The 23,736-nt window shown below is 62.4% G+C and carries 25 protein-coding genes; 14 read left to right on the top strand and 11 right to left on the bottom strand.

What is annotated here, in order from left to right; genetic code table 11:
* Positions 1–28: 28 nt before the first annotated feature.
* The 4 genes from VHO05_RS06600 to VHO05_RS06585 all read left to right on the top strand — a co-directional run bounded on the left by VHO05_RS06600 (position 29) and on the right by VHO05_RS06585 (position 5,312).
* Positions 29–2,560 (top strand): Lon protease family protein, encoded by a 2,532-nt coding sequence (locus tag VHO05_RS06600; protein WP_329645802.1) that lies wholly within the window; start codon positions 29–31, stop codon positions 2,558–2,560.
* Positions 2,560–3,423: a hypothetical protein gene (locus VHO05_RS06595; protein ID WP_329645801.1), complete on the top strand. Its 864-nt coding sequence runs from the start codon at positions 2,560–2,562 to the stop codon at positions 3,421–3,423. Before VHO05_RS06600 ends, VHO05_RS06595 begins: the two co-directional genes overlap by 1 nt.
* A 172-nt stretch (positions 3,424–3,595) precedes the next feature.
* Positions 3,596–4,483 carry a bifunctional DNA-formamidopyrimidine glycosylase/DNA-(apurinic or apyrimidinic site) lyase gene (gene mutM, locus VHO05_RS06590; protein ID WP_329645800.1) on the top strand — a complete coding sequence of 296 codons (888 nt, stop codon included), beginning with the start codon at positions 3,596–3,598 and terminating at the stop codon, positions 4,481–4,483.
* Between the two features lie 55 nt (positions 4,484–4,538).
* The gene (locus VHO05_RS06585; protein ID WP_329645799.1) at positions 4,539–5,312 is read left to right on the top strand and encodes an enoyl-CoA hydratase; all 774 of its coding nucleotides are present in this window, start codon (positions 4,539–4,541) and stop codon (positions 5,310–5,312) included.
* On the opposite strand, the gene VHO05_RS06580 is transcribed toward VHO05_RS06585, so the two are convergent.
* From VHO05_RS06580 to VHO05_RS06565, 4 genes are all read right to left on the bottom strand, one after another.
* Positions 5,275–5,940, bottom strand: coding sequence for a hypothetical protein (locus VHO05_RS06580; protein WP_329645798.1), 666 nt, complete (start codon positions 5,938–5,940; stop codon positions 5,275–5,277). The two genes, VHO05_RS06585 and VHO05_RS06580, sit on opposite strands and share 38 nt — an antisense overlap.
* 13 nt (positions 5,941–5,953) lie before the next feature.
* Entirely contained in the window at positions 5,954–6,547 is a 594-nt protein-coding gene (locus VHO05_RS06575) for a hypothetical protein (RefSeq protein WP_329645797.1), read from the bottom strand.
* Positions 6,548–6,665: 118 nt separating this feature from the next.
* A complete protein-coding gene (argF, locus tag VHO05_RS06570; RefSeq protein ID WP_329645796.1) occupies positions 6,666–7,601 on the bottom strand; it encodes an ornithine carbamoyltransferase in 936 nt (311 codons plus the stop codon).
* A 36-nt stretch (positions 7,602–7,637) separates the two neighbouring features.
* On the bottom strand, positions 7,638–8,819 hold the full coding sequence (locus VHO05_RS06565; protein WP_329645862.1) for an aspartate aminotransferase family protein: 1,182 nt from the start codon (positions 8,817–8,819) through the stop codon (positions 7,638–7,640).
* Between the two features lie 690 nt (positions 8,820–9,509).
* Here VHO05_RS06565 and VHO05_RS06560 point away from each other — a divergent pair.
* Positions 9,510–10,073, top strand: coding sequence for a GcrA family cell cycle regulator (locus tag VHO05_RS06560; protein ID WP_329645795.1), 564 nt, complete (start codon positions 9,510–9,512; stop codon positions 10,071–10,073).
* Between the two features lie 93 nt (positions 10,074–10,166).
* On the opposite strand, the gene VHO05_RS06555 is transcribed toward VHO05_RS06560, so the two are convergent.
* Positions 10,167–10,664 carry a DUF2244 domain-containing protein gene (locus tag VHO05_RS06555; RefSeq protein WP_329645794.1) on the bottom strand — a complete coding sequence of 166 codons (498 nt, stop codon included), beginning with the start codon at positions 10,662–10,664 and terminating at the stop codon, positions 10,167–10,169.
* 27 nt (positions 10,665–10,691) lie between these two features.
* Here VHO05_RS06555 and nth point away from each other — a divergent pair, with 27 nt between their 5' ends.
* Together nth and VHO05_RS06545 are read left to right on the top strand one after the other, a co-directional pair.
* Positions 10,692–11,423 (top strand): endonuclease III, encoded by a 732-nt coding sequence (gene nth, locus VHO05_RS06550; RefSeq protein ID WP_329645793.1) that lies wholly within the window; start codon positions 10,692–10,694, stop codon positions 11,421–11,423.
* Between the two features lie 215 nt (positions 11,424–11,638).
* A complete protein-coding gene (locus tag VHO05_RS06545; RefSeq protein ID WP_329645792.1) occupies positions 11,639–13,444 on the top strand; it encodes a putative bifunctional diguanylate cyclase/phosphodiesterase in 1,806 nt (601 codons plus the stop codon).
* A 4-nt stretch (positions 13,445–13,448) separates the two neighbouring features.
* Here VHO05_RS06545 and hisF read toward each other — a convergent pair whose 3' ends face one another.
* Both hisF and hisA read right to left on the bottom strand, forming a co-directional pair.
* Positions 13,449–14,237, bottom strand: a complete 789-nt coding sequence (gene hisF, locus VHO05_RS06540) for an imidazole glycerol phosphate synthase subunit HisF (protein WP_329645791.1) — start codon at positions 14,235–14,237, stop codon at positions 13,449–13,451.
* Between the two features lie 5 nt (positions 14,238–14,242).
* Positions 14,243–14,974 carry a 1-(5-phosphoribosyl)-5-[(5-phosphoribosylamino)methylideneamino]imidazole-4-carboxamide isomerase gene (gene hisA, locus VHO05_RS06535; RefSeq protein WP_329645790.1) on the bottom strand — a complete coding sequence of 244 codons (732 nt, stop codon included), beginning with the start codon at positions 14,972–14,974 and terminating at the stop codon, positions 14,243–14,245.
* A 115-nt stretch (positions 14,975–15,089) separates the two neighbouring features.
* Between hisA and VHO05_RS06530 the strand changes: the two genes are divergently transcribed.
* The 3 genes from VHO05_RS06530 to VHO05_RS06520 all read left to right on the top strand — a co-directional run bounded on the left by VHO05_RS06530 (position 15,090) and on the right by VHO05_RS06520 (position 16,670).
* Complete coding sequence (locus VHO05_RS06530) at positions 15,090–15,398, top strand: hypothetical protein (RefSeq protein ID WP_329645789.1); 309 nt, start codon at positions 15,090–15,092, stop codon at positions 15,396–15,398.
* Positions 15,399–15,653: 255 nt separating this feature from the next.
* Complete coding sequence (locus tag VHO05_RS06525) at positions 15,654–16,013, top strand: hypothetical protein (protein ID WP_329645788.1); 360 nt, start codon at positions 15,654–15,656, stop codon at positions 16,011–16,013.
* Positions 16,014–16,256: 243 nt separating this feature from the next.
* Positions 16,257–16,670: a YciI family protein gene (locus tag VHO05_RS06520; protein WP_329645787.1), complete on the top strand. Its 414-nt coding sequence runs from the start codon at positions 16,257–16,259 to the stop codon at positions 16,668–16,670.
* 1,000 nt (positions 16,671–17,670) lie between these two features.
* Here the strand turns inward: VHO05_RS06520 and pyrE are convergent.
* From pyrE to hisB, 4 genes are all read right to left on the bottom strand, one after another.
* Positions 17,671–18,225 (bottom strand): orotate phosphoribosyltransferase, encoded by a 555-nt coding sequence (gene pyrE, locus VHO05_RS06515; RefSeq protein WP_329645786.1) that lies wholly within the window; start codon positions 18,223–18,225, stop codon positions 17,671–17,673.
* A gap of 83 nt (positions 18,226–18,308) precedes the next feature.
* A complete protein-coding gene (gene hisH / locus VHO05_RS06510; protein WP_329645785.1) occupies positions 18,309–18,962 on the bottom strand; it encodes an imidazole glycerol phosphate synthase subunit HisH in 654 nt (217 codons plus the stop codon).
* Positions 18,963–18,968: 6 nt separating this feature from the next.
* A complete protein-coding gene (locus VHO05_RS06505) occupies positions 18,969–19,487 on the bottom strand; it encodes a DUF2628 domain-containing protein (RefSeq protein ID WP_329645784.1) in 519 nt (172 codons plus the stop codon).
* A 32-nt stretch (positions 19,488–19,519) separates the two neighbouring features.
* On the bottom strand, positions 19,520–20,113 hold the full coding sequence (hisB, locus tag VHO05_RS06500) for an imidazoleglycerol-phosphate dehydratase HisB (RefSeq protein ID WP_329645783.1): 594 nt from the start codon (positions 20,111–20,113) through the stop codon (positions 19,520–19,522).
* A gap of 144 nt (positions 20,114–20,257) precedes the next feature.
* On the opposite strand from hisB, the gene hslV reads away from it, so the two are divergent.
* From hslV to hslU, 4 genes are read left to right on the top strand one after another with little or no spacing between them, the layout of a single operon-like run.
* On the top strand, positions 20,258–20,833 hold the full coding sequence (gene hslV / locus VHO05_RS06495) for an ATP-dependent protease subunit HslV (protein WP_329645782.1): 576 nt from the start codon (positions 20,258–20,260) through the stop codon (positions 20,831–20,833).
* 33 nt (positions 20,834–20,866) lie between these two features.
* Entirely contained in the window at positions 20,867–21,184 is a 318-nt protein-coding gene (locus VHO05_RS06490; RefSeq protein ID WP_329645781.1) for a multidrug efflux SMR transporter, read from the top strand.
* A 27-nt stretch (positions 21,185–21,211) separates the two neighbouring features.
* Complete coding sequence (locus VHO05_RS06485) at positions 21,212–22,270, top strand: hypothetical protein (RefSeq protein ID WP_329645780.1); 1,059 nt, start codon at positions 21,212–21,214, stop codon at positions 22,268–22,270.
* Between the two features lie 11 nt (positions 22,271–22,281).
* Positions 22,282–23,595, top strand: coding sequence for an ATP-dependent protease ATPase subunit HslU (hslU, locus tag VHO05_RS06480; RefSeq protein WP_329645779.1), 1,314 nt, complete (start codon positions 22,282–22,284; stop codon positions 23,593–23,595).
* Positions 23,596–23,736: the final 141 nt, after the last annotated feature.

The following is a 23,736-nucleotide window of genomic DNA, read 5'->3' as shown; positions in this document are numbered from 1 at the left end:
CTCATGACCCCGTGAGGCGCCCATTCTCATGTTCTTCAAGCGGCTGACCAAGAACAAATCGGCTCCCAAATCCCCACATACCGCTGACGCTGAGACACGCTCCGAGCAGAAATCCTCATCTTCTGCCAGCACGAGCGGTGCTCAGGCGCTTTCGCCGGCTGAGCTTCGTCGCACGGTCGATCCGACCTCGCTCGGCTTCAAGACCACCGACAATCTCGATCCGGCAACAAGCCCGATCGGCCAGGACCGCGCGCTCAAGGCCATCAATTTCGGCCTCAGCATGAAGGCCCGCGACTTCAATGTGTTTGTCGTCGGACCACCAGGCACAGGCAAGAGCACCGTGGTGCGCTCCCATCTTGCCAAAGTTGCGGCGGCATCACAAACCCCACCGGACTGGGTCTACGTTACCAACTTCGATGATCCGCGACGCCCGCGGGCCCTGGCGCTTCCGCCTGGACGGGGACGGGCGCTGAGTCAGAGCCTGCTTGAGGCCCTTCGCGAGGTCGCAGCCACGCTTCCGGCCGCGTTTCAATCCGGAGACTATCAGGCACGGCGGCGCGCGATCGAAGAGGAGTTTCGTGCGAGCCAGGACGACGCGCTCGAGACGATCCGCATCAAGGCCGCGCAGCAGAACATTGCCGTTCTGCGCACGCCGCTCGGCTACGGCATGGCGCCGATGCATGACGGCAAGGTTGTAAAGCCCGACGTCTTCAATCAGCTTCCCGAATCCATGCGGCGCGACGTGGAAACACGCGTGTCCGCGCTCCAGACCGAGCTGGAAACCATTCTCGCCAGCGGGCCGAAAGCCGACAAGGAGCGGCGCCGGCAACTCGCGGAGCTCAATCAGGACGTTTCCCGGCACGCGATCGAGGAAGCGCTCGACGCAGTATCGTCGGCATTCGCGGACCTTCCGGATATCGCCGCGTTTCTCGCCGGAGTGGAACAGCATCTGACGGCGACGTGCGAGCAGTTTCTGGACACTCCCGCCAACGGCCGCGCCGTCACCTCATTCGATCCCGCACAGGATGCGCGCCTGCGCCGCTACCTCGTCAACGTCGTCGTCTCGCGCGACGACGAAAAATCCGGCGCGCCGGTCATCGATCTCGCCAATCCAACACTTGCGAACCTGGTCGGCCACATCGACCCTCTTACGCCTTCGACCGGATCACCGGGCAGCGGAAGCGCGGGCGATGTCCTCATAATCCGGCCCGGCGCGCTGCATCGCGCCAACGGCGGAGCGCTCCTCATGGAGGCACGCCAACTCTCCGCTGTGCCCGCAGCCTGGGAAGCGCTCAAGCGGGCGCTCAAAAGCGGCGAGATCGTTGTCGAAGGTTTGGATGGCCCTGGTCCGGGTGCAGTCGCCACACAGCCGGTTGCACCCGAGCCCATTCCACTGCTCGTCAAAATCGTTCTGTTCGGACAGGCCGAACACTTCAGCGAGCTTGAGCAAACCGACCCTGACTTTTCGCGCCTCTTCAAGGTTCAGGCCGACTTCGACACGACCGTCGCCCGCAGCAAGGACAACGACGAGGCTTTCGGTCAGTTCGTGGCGTCGATGGTCGCGACGCACGATCTGAAACCGGTTGAAGCGAGCGGCGTGGCGCGTCTCATGGAAGAAGCCGCGCGGATGGCCGAAGATCGCGACAAGCTAAGCATCGAGGCGGGCCGGATCTCCGACATCCTGCGGGAAGCCGACTATTGGTCGGACAGTGCCGACCGCAAGGCAACAACAGCGGACGACATCCTACGCGCGATCAAGGAGCGTACGCGGCGAGCCGACCGCAGCCGGGAACACATCCAGGAGTCGGTGGAACGCGGCATCGTCCTCGTTGATACGGATGGCAAGAAGATCGGTCAAATCAACGCGCTTTCGCTGATCCAGAAGGGAGCGTTTTCCTTCGGAAGGCCCGCACGCATCACCGCCCGTGTGCATCTCGGCCAGGGGCGCGTCACCGATATCGAACGCGAAGTGAAACTCGGCGGTCCGCTGCACTCCAAGGGCGTGATGATCCTCTGGGGCTATCTCGCCGGCCGGTTCGCCCAAGAGATTCCGCTCGCGCTCGCAGCCACGCTGGTCTTCGAGCAGTCTTACGACACCGTCGAGGGAGACAGCGCCTCGGCCGCCGAGCTGTTCGCACTGCTCTCGGCGCTTGCCGACGCTCCGCTTCGTCAGGAACTCGCCGTGACAGGCTCGGTCAATCAATGGGGGGACGTGCAGGCGATCGGCGGCGTCAACGAGAAGATTGAGGGATTCTTCGACGTTTGCGCCGCGCGCGGCCTGACGGGTACGCAGGGCGTCGTCATTCCGGAGGCCAACCGGCAGCACCTGATGCTGCGCGAGGACATCGTTGATGCCGTGCGCGAAGGACGGTTCACCATCTATTCGATCAAGACTGTCGATGACGGCATTGCGCTTCTGACCGGGCTCGAAGCCGGAACCAAAGGCGATGACGGACGCTTCGGCACCGAGAGCGTCAACGGACGCGTTGCAGCCAAGCTCAAGGCCTACGCCGACCGATCGCGGACGTTCGCTTTGAGCAGAGATGGCGCGGGGGCCTGATGATCGCCCACATCGCTCACGCCGACGAACAACGGGGACGCGTCGTGCTCTGGCTCGGAGGTTCGGGCGAAGCTCACGACACCGCGGTCGATGCGGCGCTGCGTCTGGCGCAGGCCTTCGAATCCGAGATCGAAAGCCTCTTCATCGAAGATTGCCAACTCTACGATCTCGCGGAGCTACCGTTTGCACGAGAGATCTCTCTGTCGGGCCGCCGCACGCGCGCATTCTCAGCGGCTTCGTTGGCAAAGGACATGCAAGCCCACGCCGCAGCCTTGCAGCGTAGCGTACTGGCCCGCGCGCGAGCGGCTGATGTGAAAGTTCAAACCCGCGTGGTCCGCGCGGAGCCGATCCAAGCACTCGCGCAAGCCTGCGCCGAGAACGGTCCCTGGAATGTCGTCACTGTCGGCACTCCGATCGGCCAGGGAAACATGGGCGTCGCCGAGATTTTCGATACCGTCCACGCCACGACAGGTATCGTCGTGACCGGGCCAAAAGCTCAGCGCACGAGTGGGCCGGTGATCGCCGTTGTCGAGGAACTGGAGCGGCTCGTGCCCATGATGCGCGCGGCGGAGCGGATCGCGACCGCCACAGGCGGGGACGCGCGGCTTTGGCTTCTCGAACATGATCAAGCCCGCCAAGATTGGATCGAAGGGCAGATCCGCCTGGCTCTGAGCCCCTCACCGAACATCAAATTCGACGTCGTGGACATGTCCATTCATACTCCGCTGGACGTTGCGCGCCTGATGCGGCGCCAGCGCGCCGGGTTTGTGATCGCGCGCTTCGGCGGCGTGCTCGCACCTCATGAGGACGGCGTTGCGCCGTTTGCCGAAGCATTGGACGGACCGCTTTTTCTCGTCCGCTGATTTCTGACCCTTGCCCGGGGGAGCATAGGCCGCTTATTTGCTCGCGGAATTCACCAGGGCCGTTCCGGTTATAGTTGAATAGCGGTCCGACCCTAGTTCCTTGTTTTGTGTGCTTCTTATCGGAAAACCGGTTCCCACTTTTCCGGAAGCACTCCAGAGGTTTTTCGCGCGCATGCCTGAGCTTCCCGAGGTCGAAACGGTCCGCCTGGGCCTTGAGCCGGCCCTTCTCGGTCGCACGTTCGCCCGCGTCTCGACGCGCCGCGCCGATTTGAGATTTCCGTTTCCGGAGAACTTCGCCCAGCGCTTGACGGGTGCTCGAGTGACGCGCCTGGAGCGCCGCGCGAAGTATCTCATTGCGCATCTCTCGACCGGCGAAGCGCTTCTCATGCATCTCGGCATGACCGGGCGCTTCCACGTGCAGGCGGCGGGAGAGGTCGCGCCGCATCTGCTCGGCGACTACGAGTATGAAACAGCCGCCGATGCCAAGCACATGCACGCCATCTTCGAGATGCGCGGCGGCGGACGTGTGACGTACTCCGATCCGCGCCGCTTCGGATACATGCTGCTCGTGGCCGAGGTGGAGCTTCCCGAGCACGCGATGATGCGCGGGCTTGGCGTCGAGCCTCTGTCGGACGATCTGACACCTACCTACCTCGCCAAGCGGGCTCTCGGGCGGCGCAGCGATCTCAAGGCGTTTTTGATGGATCAGCGCATCGTGGCCGGGCTCGGCAACATTTATGTCTGCGAGGCGCTGTTTCGGGCCGCTCTCAAGCCGTCGCGTGGCGCGTCCGTTCTCGCCACGCGGACCGGGAAACCCACGCCCCATGCGGAGCGCCTCGTCGCCGGCATCAAAAGCGTGCTTGCGGCCGCGATCGCGGCGGGAGGCTCGACGTTGCGTGACTATCGGCACGCAGATGGCAACAGCGGTGCCTTTCAAAATACGTTTCAGGTGTACGGGCGCGAGGGGGAACCTTGCGTCAGGCCGGGTTGCCGGGGCATTGTGCGACGCAGCGTTCAAGGCGGGCGGTCGAGTTTTTTCTGCCCGGTGTGTCAGCACTAGAGCGTGATTGTTTTTGATTGAATCGAAATCACGCTCCTGAAACGAGGTGCGCGCCATGAGCTACGAAACGATCCTGGTTGAAACGCGCGGACGGGTCGGGCTCATCACGCTCAACCGTCCCACCCAACTCAACGCTCTCAACGATCAGCTCATCGGTGAGCTCAATCAGGCACTCGACCGGTTCGAGGCGGACGAGGGGATTGGCGCCATTGTCGTGACCGGATCCGACAAAGCGTTCGCGGCCGGGGCCGACATCAAGGAGATGCAGACCAAATCCTACATCGACGCCTACAAAAGCGATTTCATCGCGAGCTGGGAGCGCATCGCGCGTTGCCGCAAACCGGTGATTGCCGCGGTCGCGGGATTTGCGCTCGGTGGCGGCTGCGAGCTCGCCATGAGCTGCGACCTGATCATTGCCGCTGACACTGCAAAGTTCGGACAGCCGGAGATCAAGCTCGGCATCATGCCGGGAGCAGGCGGGACACAGCGGCTGATCCGTGCGGTCGGAAAGTCGAAAGCCATGGAGCTTTGCCTGACCGGGCGGATGATGGATGCTGCAGAGGCGGAGCGGTCCGGCCTCGTTGCGCGGATCGTGCCTGCGGCCGACCTCCTGTCGGATGCACTCAAGACCGCCGAAACAATTGCGGCGCAATCCCTGACTGCAGCGATGATGACGAAAGATTGCGTCAACCGCGCCTACGAGACCACGCTCGCGGAAGGCATTCGCTACGAGCGGCGCACCTTCCATGCGATGTTTGCGACCGAAGACCAGAAAGAAGGCATGGCTGCCTTCACTGAGAAGCGGAAACCCCAGTTCCGGAACTCGTGACGCGGGTCTGGGTGACGGCCGACATGATGCACAGAGCGATGATGGCAAAGCCACCCCAGAGGAACACCTCATTGGCGGCCCAGTCGCCCTTTACCGTGTCGAGCTTGCCTGTGCCGACCAGGTAGAGCAACGCTCCCGCCGCAGCAAAGCCGTGGATCGCGGTCAGCATGAGCGACGGGATGGGTAGCGTTTTCACGCGGCCCAGCCTGAACCCGTATGCGCCGATGAAGGCGGCGAAAAGGGTTGCGCCGAGGCCATATTGAAAACCGTGGCGCCACACCAAATCGGACAGCGAGTAGATCGCGAACAGGGCCGAGGCGCCCCACGCATAGACGAGGGCTGCGAGCCAGACATTGCAGCGCAGAGCTTCGCGCACGGCCGCCAAGCCGTCCGGGCGCACACTCGACCCTGTCGTGCGTGACCAAAGGGGCGCGTTGATGCCGAGTCCGGTCCCCACCACCAAAGCAACCAGGAGTCCTGCGGATATGGACGGCAGGAAGCGGTCGCCGCGCCCGGCACCGAGCACCATCATCGTGATGCTGAGCGCAGACGCGAGCAGCAGCCACGGAAGGAGTGGCCGGAGTGAAATCCCCGGAGCGTAAGCCCCGCTTTGCGGATGGATGCTCATGCGAGCTTCTTGACTAGGGGGAATCCTTCTTGCGGTCAATCAGAGCGTGAGCCGAAACTATCGCAAGCGCCAAGGCGCCAAATAGAAAGATTCCATTTCCAGCCCAGTCATTGTCCACCGGGTAGAGGAATTCCTTGTCTGGGTCGATGAAGAGGCCGGCGATGGTGGCGATCATGCCGACCAACTGGCCGATCCCGAGATAGCGCCCCAGGCGCAGGAGAGTGGGATCGTCGCGCCCCTTGCTGGCATCCTTCGCAAGAAGCGCCGAGAAGCCAAGGCAGAGCACGCCGGCGCCGGCAAAGGCGGCCGAGAAGTGCGTCCACTCGCGCCAGGAGAGGACCAGCACGTAGACCAGGACCAGGGCCACTGCGCCCCAAAGCCAGATGAACCCCATGTAGCGGGCGGTCGTGCTTTCGATGAGGCTCGGTGCCGCGCCCGATTTAACGAGATTGCTGCGGGTGCTGACAGCAACGGCTGCGATGAGCAGATTCACGATGGCCGCCGAGGCCAGCAATCCGAAGGGCTCCTTCTCCATTGCAGAAAAGACAACCCCGACGTGTCCGAGGACAAACGCCAGACCCCAGGCAAAAATCGTATGAAAGGTCATCTCAGATTGCCCCTCCGCTGTCCCGACGCCGCGTGCTGCGGCCGCGGTGCTCTTACAGCACCTTTTGCGGACACGGAAAAGGACGGCGATCCCTTAAGTCCCTGAGGGGTTATGGCAATCAGTTGGCGCCGAGGCACCAGGCCAGGATTGCCTTCTGCGCGTGCAGCCGGTTTTCCGCTTCATCAAAGACAACGGACTGAGGCCCTTCGAGCACGTCCTCCGTCACCTCGTTGCCGCGGTAGGCCGGAAGGCAATGCATGAAGATCGCCCCCTTGGCTGCCTTGGCCATGAGCGCAGCATCCACCGCGTAAGGCTTCAGCAGTTGCTTGCGGCGCGCGCCATCCGTGTCGCCCATGGATACCCATGTGTCCGTGACGATGCAATCGACGCCGCGCACGGCCTTTTCAGGGTCCGACGTGATCGTGACATTGGCCTTCTCGCGGCGCACCCAATCGACGATCTCGTCCTTCGGGCGGAGAGCTTCCGGACAGGCAACGCGCAGCTCGAACCCGAACTTCACCGCTGCCTGCATCCACGATGCGGCGACGTTATTGCCGTCTCCAACCCAAGCGACCGAGCAGCCTTTGATGGGGCCGACGTGCTCTTCGAAAGTCATGATATCAGCCATGATCTGGCACGGATGCGTTTTGTCCGTCAGGCCGTTGATCACCGGAATGGTGGCATGTTTGGCCAGATCGAGCAGCGTCTGGTGGGAGTTCGCGCGGATCATGATCGCGTCGGCATAGCGCGACAGGACGCGCGCCGTGTCCGAGATGCTTTCGCCGCGGCCGAGCTGAAGATCGTTCTGGTTGAGCATGATCGTCTGACCGCCGAGCTGACGCATGGCTACGTCAAACGATACGCGCGTGCGCGTCGACGGCTTTTCGAAGATGAGCACGAGCACGTCGTCCTCGATGCCCTTCGGCCGCAGCTTCACGGGGACGCGCTTGCCGGCCTTCTTCATGGCATGCGCTGCATCGATGATGCGACGAAGCGTTTTGCCGTCGATCTCATCGAGATCCAGGAAATGTCGAATAGCGGGTGCTTTAGCCATGGCGCTTTGGCCGGCTCCAGGTCCGGGTTTGAGGGATCAACTTTGCGATTTGGAAACGTCGGATTGCGACAAGCGCGTCAGCGCACGTGCCAAGCGACCGATGCCTTCGGCAATCTCGTCGTCCGCAACGACGAGGGGCGGAAGAATGCGTACGACGTTGTCACCCGCTCCGACGAGAAGCAGCTTTTCAGACAGAGCCGACGCCACGACTTCGGCCGGCGCGACCTTGACCTTGATGCCTACGAGCAATCCTTGGCCACGGACCTCGCTCACGAGGTCCGGAAACTGGTCTTGGATCTGCGCCAGGCCCTGACGGAGACGTAGTGTCTTCCTTTGCACTTCGTCGAGGAAGCCCGGCTCGAGCACGGCGTCCAGCACCTCGTAGCCCACAGCCGTGGCCAACGGATTGCCGCCAAATGTCGAGCCGTGCATCCCGGGCGTGAGCCCCGTGGCCGCACGCTCCGTCGCGAGCACGGCTCCAAGCGGAAACCCGCCGCCGATGCCCTTGGCGATGGCCATGATGTCCGGCGTGATGCCGGCCCATTCATGCGAAAAGAGCTTCCCCGAACGGCCGACGCCGGTCTGAACTTCGTCCAGCACGAGGAGAATTCCGGCTTCATCGCAAAGGGCGCGCAGGCCGCGCAGATAGTCTGCCGACCCCACATGTACGCCGCCCTCGCCCTGCACGGGCTCGAGCATCACAGCGGCTGTTTCCGGCCCAACCGCTGCACGGATGGCCTCAAGGTCGCCGAACGGCACATGATCGAAGCCCGGCGCTTCCGGACCGAAGCCTTCGAGATACTTGGCGTTGCCGGCGGCGGCGAGCGTCGTCAGCGTCCGGCCGTGGAATGCGCCGGTGCAGGTCACGATGCGCCAGCGCTCGGGGTTGCCCGAGACAAAATGGTAGCGGCGTGCGGCCTTGATGGCCCCTTCGCAGGCCTCGGCGCCGGAATTGCAGAAGAAGACCTTATCGGCGAACGTCACTTCGACGAGCCGTTCCGCCAGCTTTTCCTGTCCCGCGACGCGATAGAGATTGGAGGTGTGCCAGAGCTGGCCTGCTTGTGCCGTCAGCGCAGCCACGAGGCGCGGATGCGCATGGCCCAAGGCATTGACCGCGACACCGGAGCCGAAGTCGAGGTAGCGCTCGCCGCAGCTGGTCTCAAGCCACGCGCCTTCGCCGCGAGCGAATACAATATTCTGACGCGCATAAGTGCCCATGACCGCGGGCGACGGACCCTTGGCGGTATCCGTGTCTGCGGCGGTCGAGGCTCTGAGGGGTTTGGACATTTTGCCCATCCCACTCCCCAAAAATGACGAAAGCCGCCCTCCCGGCGGCCACGCGAAGGACGCGTGATACGCGTCTAAGTGGCCAAAGTCAACGGAAGCCATCCAAAACTACCACCGTTGTAGCCTCAAGGAGCAGATCGGATCCCACACGCAATTTCATTCGTTATCGGATCATCTGCACCCCCCAATTGGGGGTCCAAGCCACCGGGAAAAATTACGGGGAAAGTCCCCCGAGGGCATTCTTCAAGGCCTGCCGCGACTCACTCTGTGGCGGCGGCGCCACTTGTCCCTGTCAATGCCCTTCGTCTTGCAGGGTCTGCTTGTACAAGAAAATCAAGTTATTGTAGGTTAATGAGGTCCAGACACGACATGTCGCGTTGTATTGCGGCTGTCTCGTGTTGTTCGTCTGGCATGCGTTCGGACCCTTGTATCTCAGCGGCTTTGCCCGCCGGTCCGCCAAAGTTCCTGCGTCATCATCAGTTCGCGTAGCGAGTAGGCGTGGTTCTGCTCACGTTTGGCGTGTGTTCATCGCCAGCCGTGTTGCTGCCGCCTCCCAACCTCGCGCGCCTGCCTGTCTGGGTCCACGGCCCGGAAGGCGTATGTTTTGAGGAGCACCGATTTATGGCCTGGAACGACGAACGGGTTGAGCTCTTGAAGAAGCTCTGGTCCGAGGGGCTTAGCGCTAGCCAAATCGCCGGACGTCTCGGCGGTGTGACACGCAACGCCGTCATCGGCAAGGTTCATCGTCTCGGTCTGTCGGGACGCGCCACTACATCTCGCATGAAGTCTCACCGGCCGCGTGCCCGCGCCGCCGCTGCGAACGCCCGCCGCGTGCAGCAGAAGACCCGCTTCGCTCCGCAGGGCAACCCCGCTCTCCGCGCCCTTTACCAGCCGGAAGCCGAACCCTTTACGCCGTCGGTCGAAGAGCTGGTCATCCCGCTCAAGGAGCGCCGCACGATCCAGACCCTTACCGAGTGCAGCTGCCGCTGGCCGATCGGCGACCCGCAGGCGGCCGATTTCCACTTCTGCGGTAAGAACAAGGTCACTGGCTTGCCCTACTGCGAATTCCATGCGCGCCGTGCGTTCCAGCCGCCGCAGCCGCGCCGCCGCGAGCGCGAGATTGCAGAGCCCAGGATTCCGGCGCTGGCGCGTACAGCCTCCGGCAAGGAGCCGGCAGACGCCTAAGACGCGCATTCGAGTTTTGCGGGGGGATAAGGTCGGGTGCGCCGGGGGGCGTTACCCGGCCTTAGCTTTTCGGGAGGACGTTCGGCCGGCGGATCAAGCCGAAAAGCTCATACGGCGCATATCGAGCGCACTTTTGAGAGCCTGCGCGAAATCCTTTCGTTCCTCATCGTTCAACAGGCGCCCGAATTCCAGCTCCTTGCCACGGGAGGCGAGCTTCAGGTGGTTGCCGCCATCGGGCCGCTCGGTGAACACGACGCGCACCCAATAGGGGTTGAACTCGAAACTTCGGCTCTTGCCCGACGCCGAGACCTGGGTCAGCGTGAGCGTGCGGGGCGAAATTTCCACCTGTTCGTAGGCGCGGGCAGCGCGATAATTGAGCTTGAACGCGATGTAGACGAGAAGGACGTCGAGACCGAAGAAGCCGAAGACGGGCCAAGCCCCCATGATCAGGAAGGCCATGCCCATGACGAAGCTCACACTGCCAATCGCGAGCATGAGGATCAGGAACCCCTTCGGCTCCAAGGAGCGGTGAGGGTGGAGAATGGCGCGAAAGACGCTCGCGCCGTGGGCTGCCTGTCCGCTATCGTTCATTGTTGCAGCCTACTTCCTGGGTCGATCTTGTCAAAGCTCAAGTCCTCCAAACAACGTCCGGCCGCGGCCTCCGGTTCGCAAAGTGCTGCTTCGGCGCGTCCGAAGGCCAGCAAGGGGCGGTCGCTGCTCTCACCCGCTGAAGTTGCAGAGGTATTTCGGCGCTTCGCGGCGGAAAACCCCGAGCCGAAGGGCGAGCTCGAGCATTCCAATCCGTTCACGCTGCTTGTTGCTGTCGTGCTCTCGGCGCAGGCGACGGATGCGGGCGTGAACAAGGCGACGCGGTCCCTGTTTCAGAAAGCCGATACGCCGCAAAAGATGGTCGCGCTTGGGGAGGACGTCGTGCGCGATCACATCAAATCGATCGGCCTTTTTCGCGCGAAGGCCAAGAACGTCGCCCTGCTCAGCGAGAAGCTCATCCGGGACTTCGGAGGCCAGGTCCCCGAGGATCGCGATGCGCTGGAGACATTGCCGGGCGTCGGACGGAAGACCGCCAATGTGGTGATGAACGTGGCCTTCGGCGCACCAACGATGGCCGTCGACACCCATGTTCTCCGGGTCTCGAACCGCATAGGGTTGTCGGATGGGAAAACACCGCTCGCAGTGGAAGCGGACCTGCTGGCGAAGATCCCGCCTCAGTACGGCGTCCCGGCCCACCATTGGCTGATCCTGCACGGACGTTATGTCTGCAAGGCACGCAAGCCGGTCTGCCCTCAATGTCTCATCCGCGACATCTGCCGGTTTCCTGACAAGACGGTCTAGGGTCGTTCCGGTCTTAGTTGAATCGAGAACGACCCTCGTTCTTTGTCCAGGCGCTCCGAAACGGCACGCACCGCTCAAGCTGTTAAGCTCATGGAAACCAAGAGTGCGAAGGCGCACGCGGAATAACGCGCTCCTTAACCCGCGACCCCTACAATTTTCGGAAATTTCATCCGGCTGCCTTTACGGCGCCGCTTGCTCCGGAGTCGTTTCTCGCTATGGCCCGTTCTCACCTGCCGCAGCCGGTCTCCGCGAATTCGGATCGAACGCCGGGTGCGACCATCGACGCGCAGAAGCTGATGGAGCACACGCAGCATCTCGCGCGGCTCAACTCATGGTTCGAAGTCGCGCTCAACAACATGGCGCGCGGCCTTTCGATGTTCGACGCCGATCGCAATCTCATCGTGTGCAATTCGCTCTACCGTGAGTTCTATGAGCTTCCGGAAGAGCTCACAGTTCCAGGAACGCCTTTCTCGAAAATCCTCGCCTATCACACCGCAAAGGAAGGCACGGCCAACAGCCTGCAGGAGCTGAGACGCCAGCAGCAATGGATCGAGCAGCACGCGCAGGAGCTGCAGCATGGGAAGACGTTCACCCACACCCAGCATCTCAAGAATGGCCGCATTATCCTGGTCACCAACCAGCCGCTGACGGATGGCGGTTGGGTCGACATCCAGGAAGACGTCACGGAGAAAACCCTCGCCCAGGAACGCATCGAGTGGCTCGCTAGGCATTGCCCGCTGACCGAGATCGCAAACCGGTTCCACCTCAGGGAGCGGCTGGAAGAAGAGCTTCTGAACATGAAGCCCAATGCGCAGCTCGCTGTGCATCTGGTCGATCTCGACTACTTCAAGCATGTGAACGATACGCTCGGGCACGCCGCCGGAGACGCGGTGTTGAAAGCCGTTGCAAAACGCGTGCGCTCAACCCTGCGCGACGGAGATTTCGTCGGCCGGCTCGGTGGAGATGAATTCGCGATCATTCAAACGGACATCAGCGGCCCGGAGCAGGCCTCGAGCCTCGCGCAGCGGCTCGTCAGTATTTTGAATGCGCCGTATCGCGTTCTCGGGTCGGATGCAGGGATCGGCGCCAGCATTGGCATCGCGATCACCCCGGATCACGGAGTGGACGCCGATACACTGTTGCGCCGAGCCGACACGGCCCTCTATCGCGTGAAGTCGTGCGGGCGCGGCAGCACCTGTGTCTATAAACCCGAAGACGAAAAACTTGCGCACGAGCGCATCGAACTTCAAGCCGATCTTGGGGAAGCGCTCAAGCGCCGCGAGCTCAGCCTTCACTATCAGCCGATCGTCGACGTGAAGCTGGGAACCGTGACCGGATGCGAGGCGCTCATGCGCTGGAAGCATCCGAAGCTCGGCATGGTACCACCGTCAACGTTCATTCCAATTGCCGAGCGTTCCGGTCTGATCCAGGCGATGGGCGATTGGGCTTTGAATCAGGCGTGCCAGGATGCCGCCGGGTGGCGCCCGGACCTCAAGGTTGCGGTCAACTTTTCGGCCGTCCAGTTCGAATACGGCGATCTTCCTCATCTCGTCCAGGTCGCCCTCGAGAGATCTGGCCTCGAGGCCGCGCGACTGGAAATCGAAATCACCGAGTCGGCGCTTCTTCGATATGAGACGCGCACACTCGACGCGCTGGAGCGGCTACGCGCGCTCGGCGTTCGCCTTGTGCTCGACGACTTCGGCACCGGCTTTGCGTCTCTCAACTATCTCCGCAACTTCACCTTCGACAAGATCAAGATCGACAGGTCTTTCGTCAGTGACATGGCGGCTCGACGCGATTGCGTCGCCATTGTCGGCGCCGTCACAGGTCTCGCGCGCACGCTCGGCATCGGCCCGGTCGCCGAAGGCATCGAGGGCCTCGAACAGCTCAAGGGCGTGGCGGCAACGGGCTGCCAGGAGATGCAGGGCTTCTACTTCAGCAAGCCCGTGCCGGCTGGCGAAGTCGAGAAGGCGGTGGCGCAATGCCTGGCCAAACTCTCTTCGGAAACTCTGGCCGACTAGTCGCTCAGGTGGCAGGGGCGTGATCGGGGCGCACAGCGATCCCGGCTTCCGCCATATGCCGCTTGGCCTCTCCGATCGTGTAGGTGCCGAAGTGAAAGATCGACGCGGCAAGCACGGCGCTCGCGTGGCCATCCTTCACACCGGCGACGAGGTGATCGAGGTTTCCAACGCCCCCCGATGCAATAACCGGCACGTGGACCGCATCCGACACGGCGCGCGTCAGCTCGATATCGAAGCCCGACTTCGTGCCATCGCGATCCATCGACGTCAGCAGGATCTCGCCCGCTCCAAGCTCCACCACCTCGCGCGCGTAGGCGATGGCATCGATGCCCGTCGTCTTGCGCCCGCCGTGCGTGAAGATTTTCCAGCGCGGCGGTTCGCCTTCGGCCGAGACACGCTTGGCGTCGATGGCAACGACGATGCACTGCGCCCCGAATTTCTCGGACGCTTCCTTGACGAACTGGCGGTTGAACACGGCAGCCGTGTTGATCGAAACCTTGTCGGCTCCCGCTTCGAGCAGCTTTCTGATGTCGTCGATCGTGCGCACGCCGCCGCCGACTGTGAGCGGCATGAAGCACCGCTCGGCCGTCCGCTCGACCACATCGAAGATCACATCGCGGGCTTCGTGCGAAGCCGTGATGTCCAGGAAGCAAAGCTCGTCGGCGCCCGCGGCGTCATAGGCGGCGGCGGCTTCGACAGGATCACCAGCGTCAATCAGGTCGACGAAGTTGACGCCTTTCACGACACGCCCGTCCTTCACGTCGAGACAGGGGATGATGCGCGTCTTGAGCATAGTGTTCAGCCTGCTGCGTTGAGCAAAGAGAGTGCCTCTCGGGCGTCGATCCGCCCGTCGTAGAGCGCACGGCCGGTGATGGCACCTTCCAACATGCGATACTCGGGCCGGATCAGCGCCTTCACATCGTCGATGGACGCCAACCCGCCGGACGCTACGACGGGAATGCGCGTTGCCCGCGCGAGCTCGGCCGTTGCGGGAAGGTTCAGGCCCTTCAGCACGCCGTCGCGCTCGATGTCCGTGTAGACAATGGCCGAGACGCCAACGTCCTCGAAACGATGCGCCAGCTCGACAGCCGTCAGCTCGGACGTTTCGGCCCAGCCTTCAACGGCAACCTTGCCGCCCTTGGCGTCGATACCGACCGCGATGCGTCCCGGGAAGGCCTTGCAAGCTTCGCGCACGAGCCCAGGATCGCGCACGGCCGCGGTGCCGAGGATTACGCGGCGGATGCCGCGTGCGAGCCACGTCTCGATGGTTGCGAGGTCGCGTATGCCGCCACCGAGCTGGGCGGGCATCGTGATGGCTTTGAGGATGGCCTCGACGGCTGCCGCGTTGACGGGCTTGCCGGCGAAAGCGCCATTCAGATCGACAATATGCAGGTACTGGAAGCCCTGATCCTCGAAGGACTTTGCCTGGTCAGCGGGGTCATCGTTAAAGACGGTCGCTTCGTTCATGTCCCCGAGTCTGAGACGGACGCATTTACCGTCTTTCAGATCGATGGCCGGAAATAGTATCACGCGGGTCCCTCGTCAGTCCCGTTCAAGCGAGCGGCCGGCGCCCGCCATCAGATTGCTATGGTCTTGCCCGACAAATAGACTTTGTCGCCGAGCGTCAAGTACGTGTCATAACATAATGCCGATCGCGTACCCCAATTCCCTAGCCGTTACTCCGCGCCGCACGGTGCTCACCGAGCGCGACGCGATCGACATTTGGATCGCGCGCTGGCTCAGAATTCGGCCCCGCGACCTCATTCAACGCTATGGCTGCGACCCGCGCCGGCTTTACGAGATCTGGCAAGAAGAGCGGTTCCCCGGCAGCCGCGACGAAGCGCTCCGGCAGTTCCTTACGCAGTTTCCGGCGATGGCCGATCGCTTTGATGCAGGCCCGCATGTTCGGCATTCCAAGGCGCCTCACCCGGACCAATTGCATCTCTTCGACTGAGCCGCGCCATACGTACATCGACGTGCAGCAATATGCCGTATTGCCTTGTTTTTCTTATAATGTTTCAGTTTGTCCGCGGCTGACCGACACCGTTTGAGCGCTTTGCCTCAACAACCACTGCCACGGTCTCACCGCGCCCCGACCCTCAAGAGAACAAAATTCGAACGGACTCTAGACGTGGTGAACGACTCATGCCACGTTCTCTCTACGTTCTCACCGCGTCCAACCCCGTCCTCCTCGCCCACGGAGAGCCCCATGCGCACCTACCTCATCTCTTACGAACTCGCGAAGCCCCACCTCCTTAAGCACGTTGTCGCCCAGGCGATCATGGCCGCCGGCCAGAGCTGGGCGCGTCCGCTCGAGCAGACCTGGTACGTACGCACCGAGGAGAGTGAAGAGGCGCTTGAAGCCAAATTGACGCGCATCCTCGATTCCGAGGACGGACTGCTCATCCAGCGCGTGAAGGAAGAGGCCGTACTGACCAACACCTCCATTCGCTGGTTCAAGCAGCGGCAGGCTGGCGTCGAGATCAACGGCGACAGCAACATCATCGCGTTCCCGATCGCCAAGCCGGTCTCGGACGAGCCCGAGCTTCCGTTCGCAGAAGCCTGCTGATTGCGCATTGACCGGGCGGCCGCAGGGCCAATCGACAAGATCGGTGAGTAGCCGGACGCTCCCCCCATCCCCCCGCGTCCGACCCTCACTGAAAGGGAGGCCTTTGGCCTCCCTTTTTTATTGACCAAGTTCGCGACGAAGCGCGATCGGATACCCTTCAGAAAAAATGTCGGCCCCTGTCATCGCCGTTCGTCGTCTCGGGGAAGTAGACAACCGCGAGAACTCGCATTCGGGAGAACACTCATGCGCTACATGATCCTTGTCAAAGCCACCGCTGACTCCGAAGCCGGCGTGATGCCCAAGGAAGACATGCTGAAAGCCATGGCCGACTATCACCAGGAGTTGGCGACCGCTGGCGTGCTCGTCGACGGCAACGGCCTGCAGCCGACATCAAAGGGATGGCGGCTCAAGTTTTCTGACGGCAAGAAATTCCTAATCGACGGACCGTTCGCGGAAACCAAGGAAGTCATCGCCGGCTACACGATCATCAAAGTGAAGTCGCCCGAGGAAGCTCTCGACTGGTTCCAGCGCTTCCCGAACCCGCACTACGAAAACTGCGAGATCGAAATGCGCCGCATGTTCGAACTCGAGGATTTTGGCGAAGGCGAGCAGATCGAGCGCTTCCGTGACATGGATGTCGGCGTGAAAGGCGTGTAGAGCCAATTTTACTTCGGCCTATCAATGCAAGGCGCAACGCTGCGCGCTGTCGTAGCCACGCGATGCCGCGCTGCCTGCCTTTTAATCACTCCGAGCAAACCTGTGGATATCTAATCCGTCCACGCGCTTTAACTTGAAGCGGCAACTTTTGGGCGCGCTAGATGCCTCGCCGCGCGACGAGCACGATCACCTTCGTGGGATCCGAATCCGATGTGTGGTCGTGCTCTAAGTTCCCGTCTACGACGCGCGGATCGTTTGATCAGTAGAGGAGTAGTTCCCTATGGCATCCAATGAGAAGACGTCAGCCCAAGTCGCGGCGATCGCGTCACGGGCTCTACAAAATCCAAAATCCGTCACGCCAGAAGAGGTTCAACAGCTCGCGGCCTCGGTCCTAGATCAGAGCTCGGATCGGCAGCAGCAGGCCCAACAGAATCAACGGGGCGGTCAGCAAAACCAGTCGGACCAGCAAAGAAGGTAGGTTCCGACACTTCTGTCAGTGCTTCTATCGAGAGAACGCAGCGAGTGGGTATCGTCATGATCCCACTCGCTTGTGCATTTTCAGGATGAGCAAGATCGCCAACGTTCTGAGCCAGCACCTTGACGTCGTCGTTGTCCGTCACGAGCCAACCCACGGAGGCCACTTCGACGGCTTTCTGCTGGGGCAACGCCGACAAATAGCGCCACTTGCCGCACGGTTGGCGGCTGTCCTGCCAGCGGATGATGACAAGCGGGCACGAGATCGACATCGGCAAGTCCTGGCCGTGGGCTCTGTGATTCGCCGAGAATCATAGCAGAGGCGAGCCATTCGCGCGGTGATGCGATTGCCACGCTGGAGCGCTTCGTGGCGTCCGAAGGGGAAACGGCGGAGCCTACCCTGCGGCCGCGCCGCTCATGGCCCTTGATCGCAACTGGCCGTATCCGCCGCTTCCAACTCCTCTGTGCCGGAAGTCGCGCGTACTGATCTTGATCAGAGTCAAGATTCCCGGCGCAGGACGGCGAACTAGCCTTTGAGGAACTCGCTAGCCTTGAAGAGCGAGGCGAACGGGATGCCCGCGTCAGCGTAAAGTTTCTCGGCGCCTTCCTCGCGATCGAGGATCGAGATGACGAGCGTGACCTTGGCGCCAGCCGCGTTCAACGCTTCAACTGCCTTCATGGCTGAACCGCCAGTGGTCGTCACGTCCTCAACGATCGCGACGCGCTTGCCTTTGACGTCGGAAAGGCCGTCGATGAGTTTCTTGGTTCCATGATCCTTTACGGCCTTGCGCACGAAGAAACCGGGCAGGGGCTTGCCAGCGCGGCGGCTTGCAATCGAGATCGGCGTGATGAGTGGAACGGCGCCCATTTCCAAGCCACCGACGATGTCGGCCTCGTAGTCGGAGATGTGCGCGAAGATCAGGTCGGCCAGCAGCTCCGCACCCTCAGGATCGAACATCGAGGGCTTCATGTCGAAGTAGTGATCGCTCTCCTTGCCGGAGGCGAGAACGACATGGCCGCGCACGAACGACTTGGTCTTGATGATGTCGTAGAGGCGCGCGCGGGCAGAAGCGTTGGTCATGAGCGGCGATCCGAATTTGGGTTTTGATTGCTCATAAACGCCGAGCCGGGCTGCGTCCACCCTCGCTGCCGCATTTCGGCGAGTTACGGCGCCCACTTCAGGAAGTTGGCAATGAGCGCCAAGCCAAGCGTCTGGCTCTTCTCGGGATGGAACTGCGTGCCGGCGACGTTGCCTTTCGCAATCAGCGCCGTGACCGGCCCGCCGTAGTCCGTCTCGGCGACGACGGCTGCGCGATCGCGCGGCACGAAGTGGTAGGAGTGCACGAAATAGGCGTGCAGGCCGGTTTCGCCGGCCGGAATGCCCGCCAGCAGCGGATGCGGTGTGCCGATGTTCAACGTATTCCAGCCCATGTGCGGGATCTTGAGCGAGGGATCATTCGGCTCGATGGCGCGCACCTCCCCGTCGATCCAGCCGAGGCCATCGGTGACCTCGAACTCGAGGCCGCGTGCCGCCAACAGCTGCATCCCCACGCAAATGCCGAGGAAAGGCCGGCCGCGGCCATGAACGGTCTCTTCAAGGGCCTCGCGCAGGCCCGGCACCGCTTCGAGGCCGCGTTTGCAATCCGCGAAAGCGCCGACACCCGGCAGCACGATGCGATCCGCCGTGCGCACATCTTCGGCCTTGGCGCTGACAATGATCTCGGCGTTCGCCTCGCCTTCACGCGCGGCCCGCTCGAAGGCCTTGGCCGCCGAGTGAAGGTTCCCGGATCCGTAGTCGATGATTACGACGCGCTGCATGGAGGTTCAGGTCTTGACGGCAAATCTGCTGCGAAGGCGGGCGGCCAGCCGTTGAACGGAGGCCTCGACGCGCGATGTAAGATCGTCGGCTGGCGAGGACCAGGGGCCGTTACCGGCCACTCTGGACGTATCGGACGACACGGTGGGAAGCCATGCGTCGAAGAAGCGCCGCTCGGCTTCCTCGCGACCGCGTCCGCTGACTGTGGCGATCTCCTGCCAGCCTCTGCGGGTCAACGACCAACGCTTCAGCTCGTTCGCCTCGAAACCGGCGATGACGTTGAGCAGGACGAAGATCCAAGCGATCCAATCGGCATGAGCGTCCGTCAGCGCCAGGATTCCAGCGAGAACGAGTGCGGCGCCGGCATAGGCTGCGAGGCCCAACCATTCGCCGCGCACAAGGAAATAGAAGGGCGAAAACAGCGCCGCGCGCCAGGAAAACCCATCCCGGACGAAAACCAGGCTCTCGGCCCGCTGAAGCGGGGTGCCGCTGGAGTGCGGCGGCTCATGAACAGTAAACGCTGCCATGCGCGCCATTCCAATAATAAGCCACTGCAGCATCAGGCCAGCATTCCCTTCGTTGAAGGGACGCGGCCCGCCTGCCGCGGGTCGATCGCGAGCGCTCCGCGAAGCGCCCGTGCCAAGCCTTTATAGCAAGTCTCGGCGATGTGATGGTTGTTCTCGCCGTAGAGGTTTTCGACGTGCAGCGTAATACCCGCGTTCTGCGCAAAGGCCTGAAACCATTCACGGAAAAGCTCGGTGTCCATCTCGCCGATCTTGGGCTGCGAGAAGATGACCTTCCAGATGAGGTAGGGGCGGCCCGAGACGTCGACGGCAACGCGCGTCAACGTTTCATCCATCGGCAAATGCACGTCGGCATAGCGCGTGATGCCCTGCTTGTCGCCAAGCGCTTTCGCGACCGCCTGCCCGAGAACGATGCCAACATCCTCGGCAGTGTGGTGGAAATCGATGTGCAGATCGCCCTTTGCTTCCAGCTTGATGTCGATCAGGCCGTGGCGTGCGAGCTGCTCGAGCATGTGATCGAGAAAACCGATGCCGGTCGAGATTTCTGACACACCGGTTCCGTCGAGATCCACGGTGGCGGTGATCTGAGTTTCTTTCGTCCTGCGGGCGATGGTGGCTTGCCGCTTCACGGGTCATCCTCAAGGGGCACGGGTGCGCGGCACCCTGCCATTATTGCCTTAACGAACCCAAGCGTTTATCAGCTTCAGGGGCTCGCTTCCAGAGCGCCCCGGGCGGGTCCCGGGGCCAATTCTTCGATTTCGTGGCACAGATTTATGGCTCAGACCCCGAACAATTCGACCGACGGCACCTCCTCCTGGCACGCGACGACCATTCTGACCGTGCGCAAAAACGGCCGCGTGGTCATCGCCGGCGACGGGCAGGTGAGCCTCGGGGCCACCATTATCAAGGCCAATGCGCGCAAGGTGCGCCAGCTTGGTAAAGGCGGCGTTGTCGCAGGCTTTGCCGGGGCAACGGCTGATGCATTCACGCTGTTCGAGCGGCTGGAAGCCAAACTCGAGCAGTACCCGGGGCAGCTCATGCGCGCGGCCGTCGAGCTCGCGAAGGACTGGCGCACCGACCGCTTTTTGCGCCGTCTCGAGGCCATGATGATTGTCGCGGACGCGGACGTGACGCTCGTGCTGACGGGCACGGGCGACGTACTCGAGCCCGAGCACCATGTGATGGGCATCGGCTCCGGCGGCATGTATGCGTTGGCCGCGGCACGGGCGTTGCTCGATCAGCCGCTCGACGCGGAAACCATCGCCCGGCGGGCGATGGCCATAGCCGGAGAGATCTGCGTCTACACGAACACCAATTTTGTCGTCGAAAGCCTCCCGTCGTCGACATAGCGATGGCGTTGAGGATCTCCTGAGGAATACTTAATGGCTTGGTTTCTTCTCGCGCTGGCAGGCGCCTTCGAGATTGCATTCACGACCGCAATTCGCTTCACGGGCGGGTTCACACGTTTTTGGCCAAGTGCCGCCGTTTTGCTTCTCGCGGCGATCAGCATCCTTCTTGTCGCGAAAGCCTCGGAGACAATTCCTCTCGGAACGGCCTATGCCGCCTGGGGCGGGATCGGTGCACTCGGCACCGTATTCGTCGGCATCTTTTATTTCGACGAGCCCGCCACGACATGGCGGCTCGTGTTCCTGGCAACGCTGATCGGATCGATTGCAGGGTTGAAGCTCGTCACTGAGTAGCCAGTCCAGAGGACCAATGGAGACAACATGATCCGGGACGAGCACATCGAAGCAGCCGTGGCGCAGGGCATTCTCACGGGTGACCAGGCGGTGCGCTTGCGCGATCTGGCGCGAAAAGATCTCGCGCCAGCTTCGGTCAACGATGGGTTGCCCGATCCCGACGACGAAAAGTTCCGGCTGATCGGCGGCTTCAATGATGTCTTTGTCACCATCGGCGTCCTTCTGCTCGTGGCGGCTTTTTTCGGGCTTGCCAGCGTGCTCGACTTCCGGCCGGGGCTCGCCGTGCTGGCCATGATCTCGGCATGGGGACTTTCGGAGTTCTTCTCGCGGCGCATGCGTCTCGCACTGCCATCGATCACGTTGGCTCTGATGTTCGCCGGCGCGACCGGCTTTCTCGCCACTTCGTTTGCCGCGCTGCTGCCAAGTGGGGCAGACTGGGCCGACGATCGAGGCTTTCGGCTTTGGATACCGCTGTTTTCGCTGGGTGTCCTGGCAGGAGGCGTGGCCCATCACTGGCGCTTTCGCGTGCCGATCGACGTGGCGATTGCCGCAGGCGGCCTGACGTACGCCGTCTACAACGGGATCGGCGTGATCGCCCCTGATTGGATCCTCGACAACGGAAGCGCGCTGGCTGCCGTGTTGGGCCTCCTCCTGTTTGCATCCGCGGTGCGCACCGACGCCAGCGACACGCGGCGCCTCACCCGGCGCTCGGACGTCGCCTTCTGGCTGCATCTGCTCGCCGCACCGATGATCGTGCACGCGGTCATTCCGCTCGTTGCCGGTCCTGTCAGCGCACTTGGCACCGGGCAGGCCTTCGCCGTGCTCGTCGTGTTTGCCTTGCTCGGCATTGTTGCGCTCGTCATCGACAGACGCGCGCTCCTGGTCTCGGGGCTCACTTACGCGGGCATTGCCATCGGCTACCTGCTTTCGCAGAGTGTCGCGGAGGGCATGGGACTTTCCTTGACCCTTCTTGGTCTGGCCATCGTCGTCCTTGGCCTTTCCGCCGGCTGGCGTTACCTACGCCGCACCGTTCTTCCGCTGTTGCCGCTCGGATCGCTGCGGCACGCCGTTCCTCCCGCTTCTTGACGGATACTCCCATGACCACGTTCTCACCGCGTGAAATCGTTTCCGAGCTCGATCGCTACATCGTGGGGCAAGGCGATGCGAAGCGCGCCGTCGCCATCGCGTTGCGCAACCGCTGGCGGCGTCAGCAGATCGAAGGGCCGCTCAAGGACGAAGTGCTGCCGAAGAACATTCTCATGATCGGGCCGACGGGTGTCGGCAAGACGGAGATCGCGCGGCGCCTCGCGAAGCTCGCCAATGCCCCCTTCCTGAAGGTGGAAGCGACGAAGTTCACAGAAGTCGGCTACGTGGGCCGCGACGTGGACAGCATCATCCGCGATCTACTCGAGGTCGGCATTGCGCTCGTGCGCGAAACCAAGCGCAAGGAGGTGCGCGCGCAGGCCGAAAAGAACGCGGAGGAGCGCGTGCTCGATGCGTTGGTCGGATCCACGGCGTCTCCCAGCACACGCGAAAGCTTCCGCAAGCGGCTCCGCGCGAACGAACTCAATGACAAGGCTATCGAGGTCCAGGTTGCCGATACGGGTGGTGCCATGCCGATGCTCGACATCCCGGGCATGCCCGGAAGCTCGATCGGAGCCGTGAACCTCGGCGACATCTTCGGCAAGATGATGGGCGGGCGTACGAAGCCGCGGCGCGTTACCGTCAAGGACAGCTACACGCTTCTCATCGCGGAAGAGAGCGACAAGCTCATCGACAACGATCAGATCACGAGCGAGGCGATCCGTGCCGTGGAGAACAACGGCATCGTATTCCTCGATGAGATCGACAAGATCTGCTCACGCGGCGAGGGTGGACGTGCGGGCGCGGAAGTTTCGCGCGAAGGCGTGCAGCGCGATCTGCTGCCGCTGATCGAAGGCACCAGCGTCTCGACCAAGTACGGTCCGGTGAAAACCGATCACGTACTGTTCATCGCGTCAGGGGCGTTCCACATCGCGAAGCCTGCCGATCTCCTGCCGGAGCTGCAGGGCCGGCTGCCGATCCGCGTTGAGCTGAAGGCGCTCTCGCGCGAAGACTTCCGCCGCATTCTGACGGAGCCCGAAGCGAGCCTCATCAAGCAGTACGTGGCGCTGATGCAGACCGAGGGCCTCAATCTCTCGTTCACGGAAGACGCAATCGATGCGATCGCGAACGCAGCGGTGCTCGTCAATTCGACGGTCGAAAACATCGGTGCACGGCGCTTGCAAACCGTGATGGAGCGCGTGCTCGACGAGATTTCGTTCGAGGCTTCCGATCGCAGCGGCGAGGCCGTCTCGATCGATGCGGCCTATGTGACCACGCGCGTGGGTGAACTCGCAAAGAACACGGATCTCTCCAAGTTCATTCTCTGACCGATTGCCGAGATCGCTTTCCCCGAGCCAAGCCGGTGCAAGTGAGCGCAGCGACGCCCGCGGTTCCCTGTTCCGTATGGAACTGGCGATCCCTCAGGCTCCGCGGCTATAACGGTGGGCCGCCACTTCTGGGCGGTCCTC

It is taken from the genome of Hyphomicrobium sp. (genome assembly GCF_036262015.1).
In the GTDB taxonomy this organism is placed as follows: Bacteria; Pseudomonadota; Alphaproteobacteria; order Rhizobiales; family Hyphomicrobiaceae; genus Hyphomicrobium_C.
This window is presented reverse-complemented; position numbering and strand designations above follow the sequence as displayed.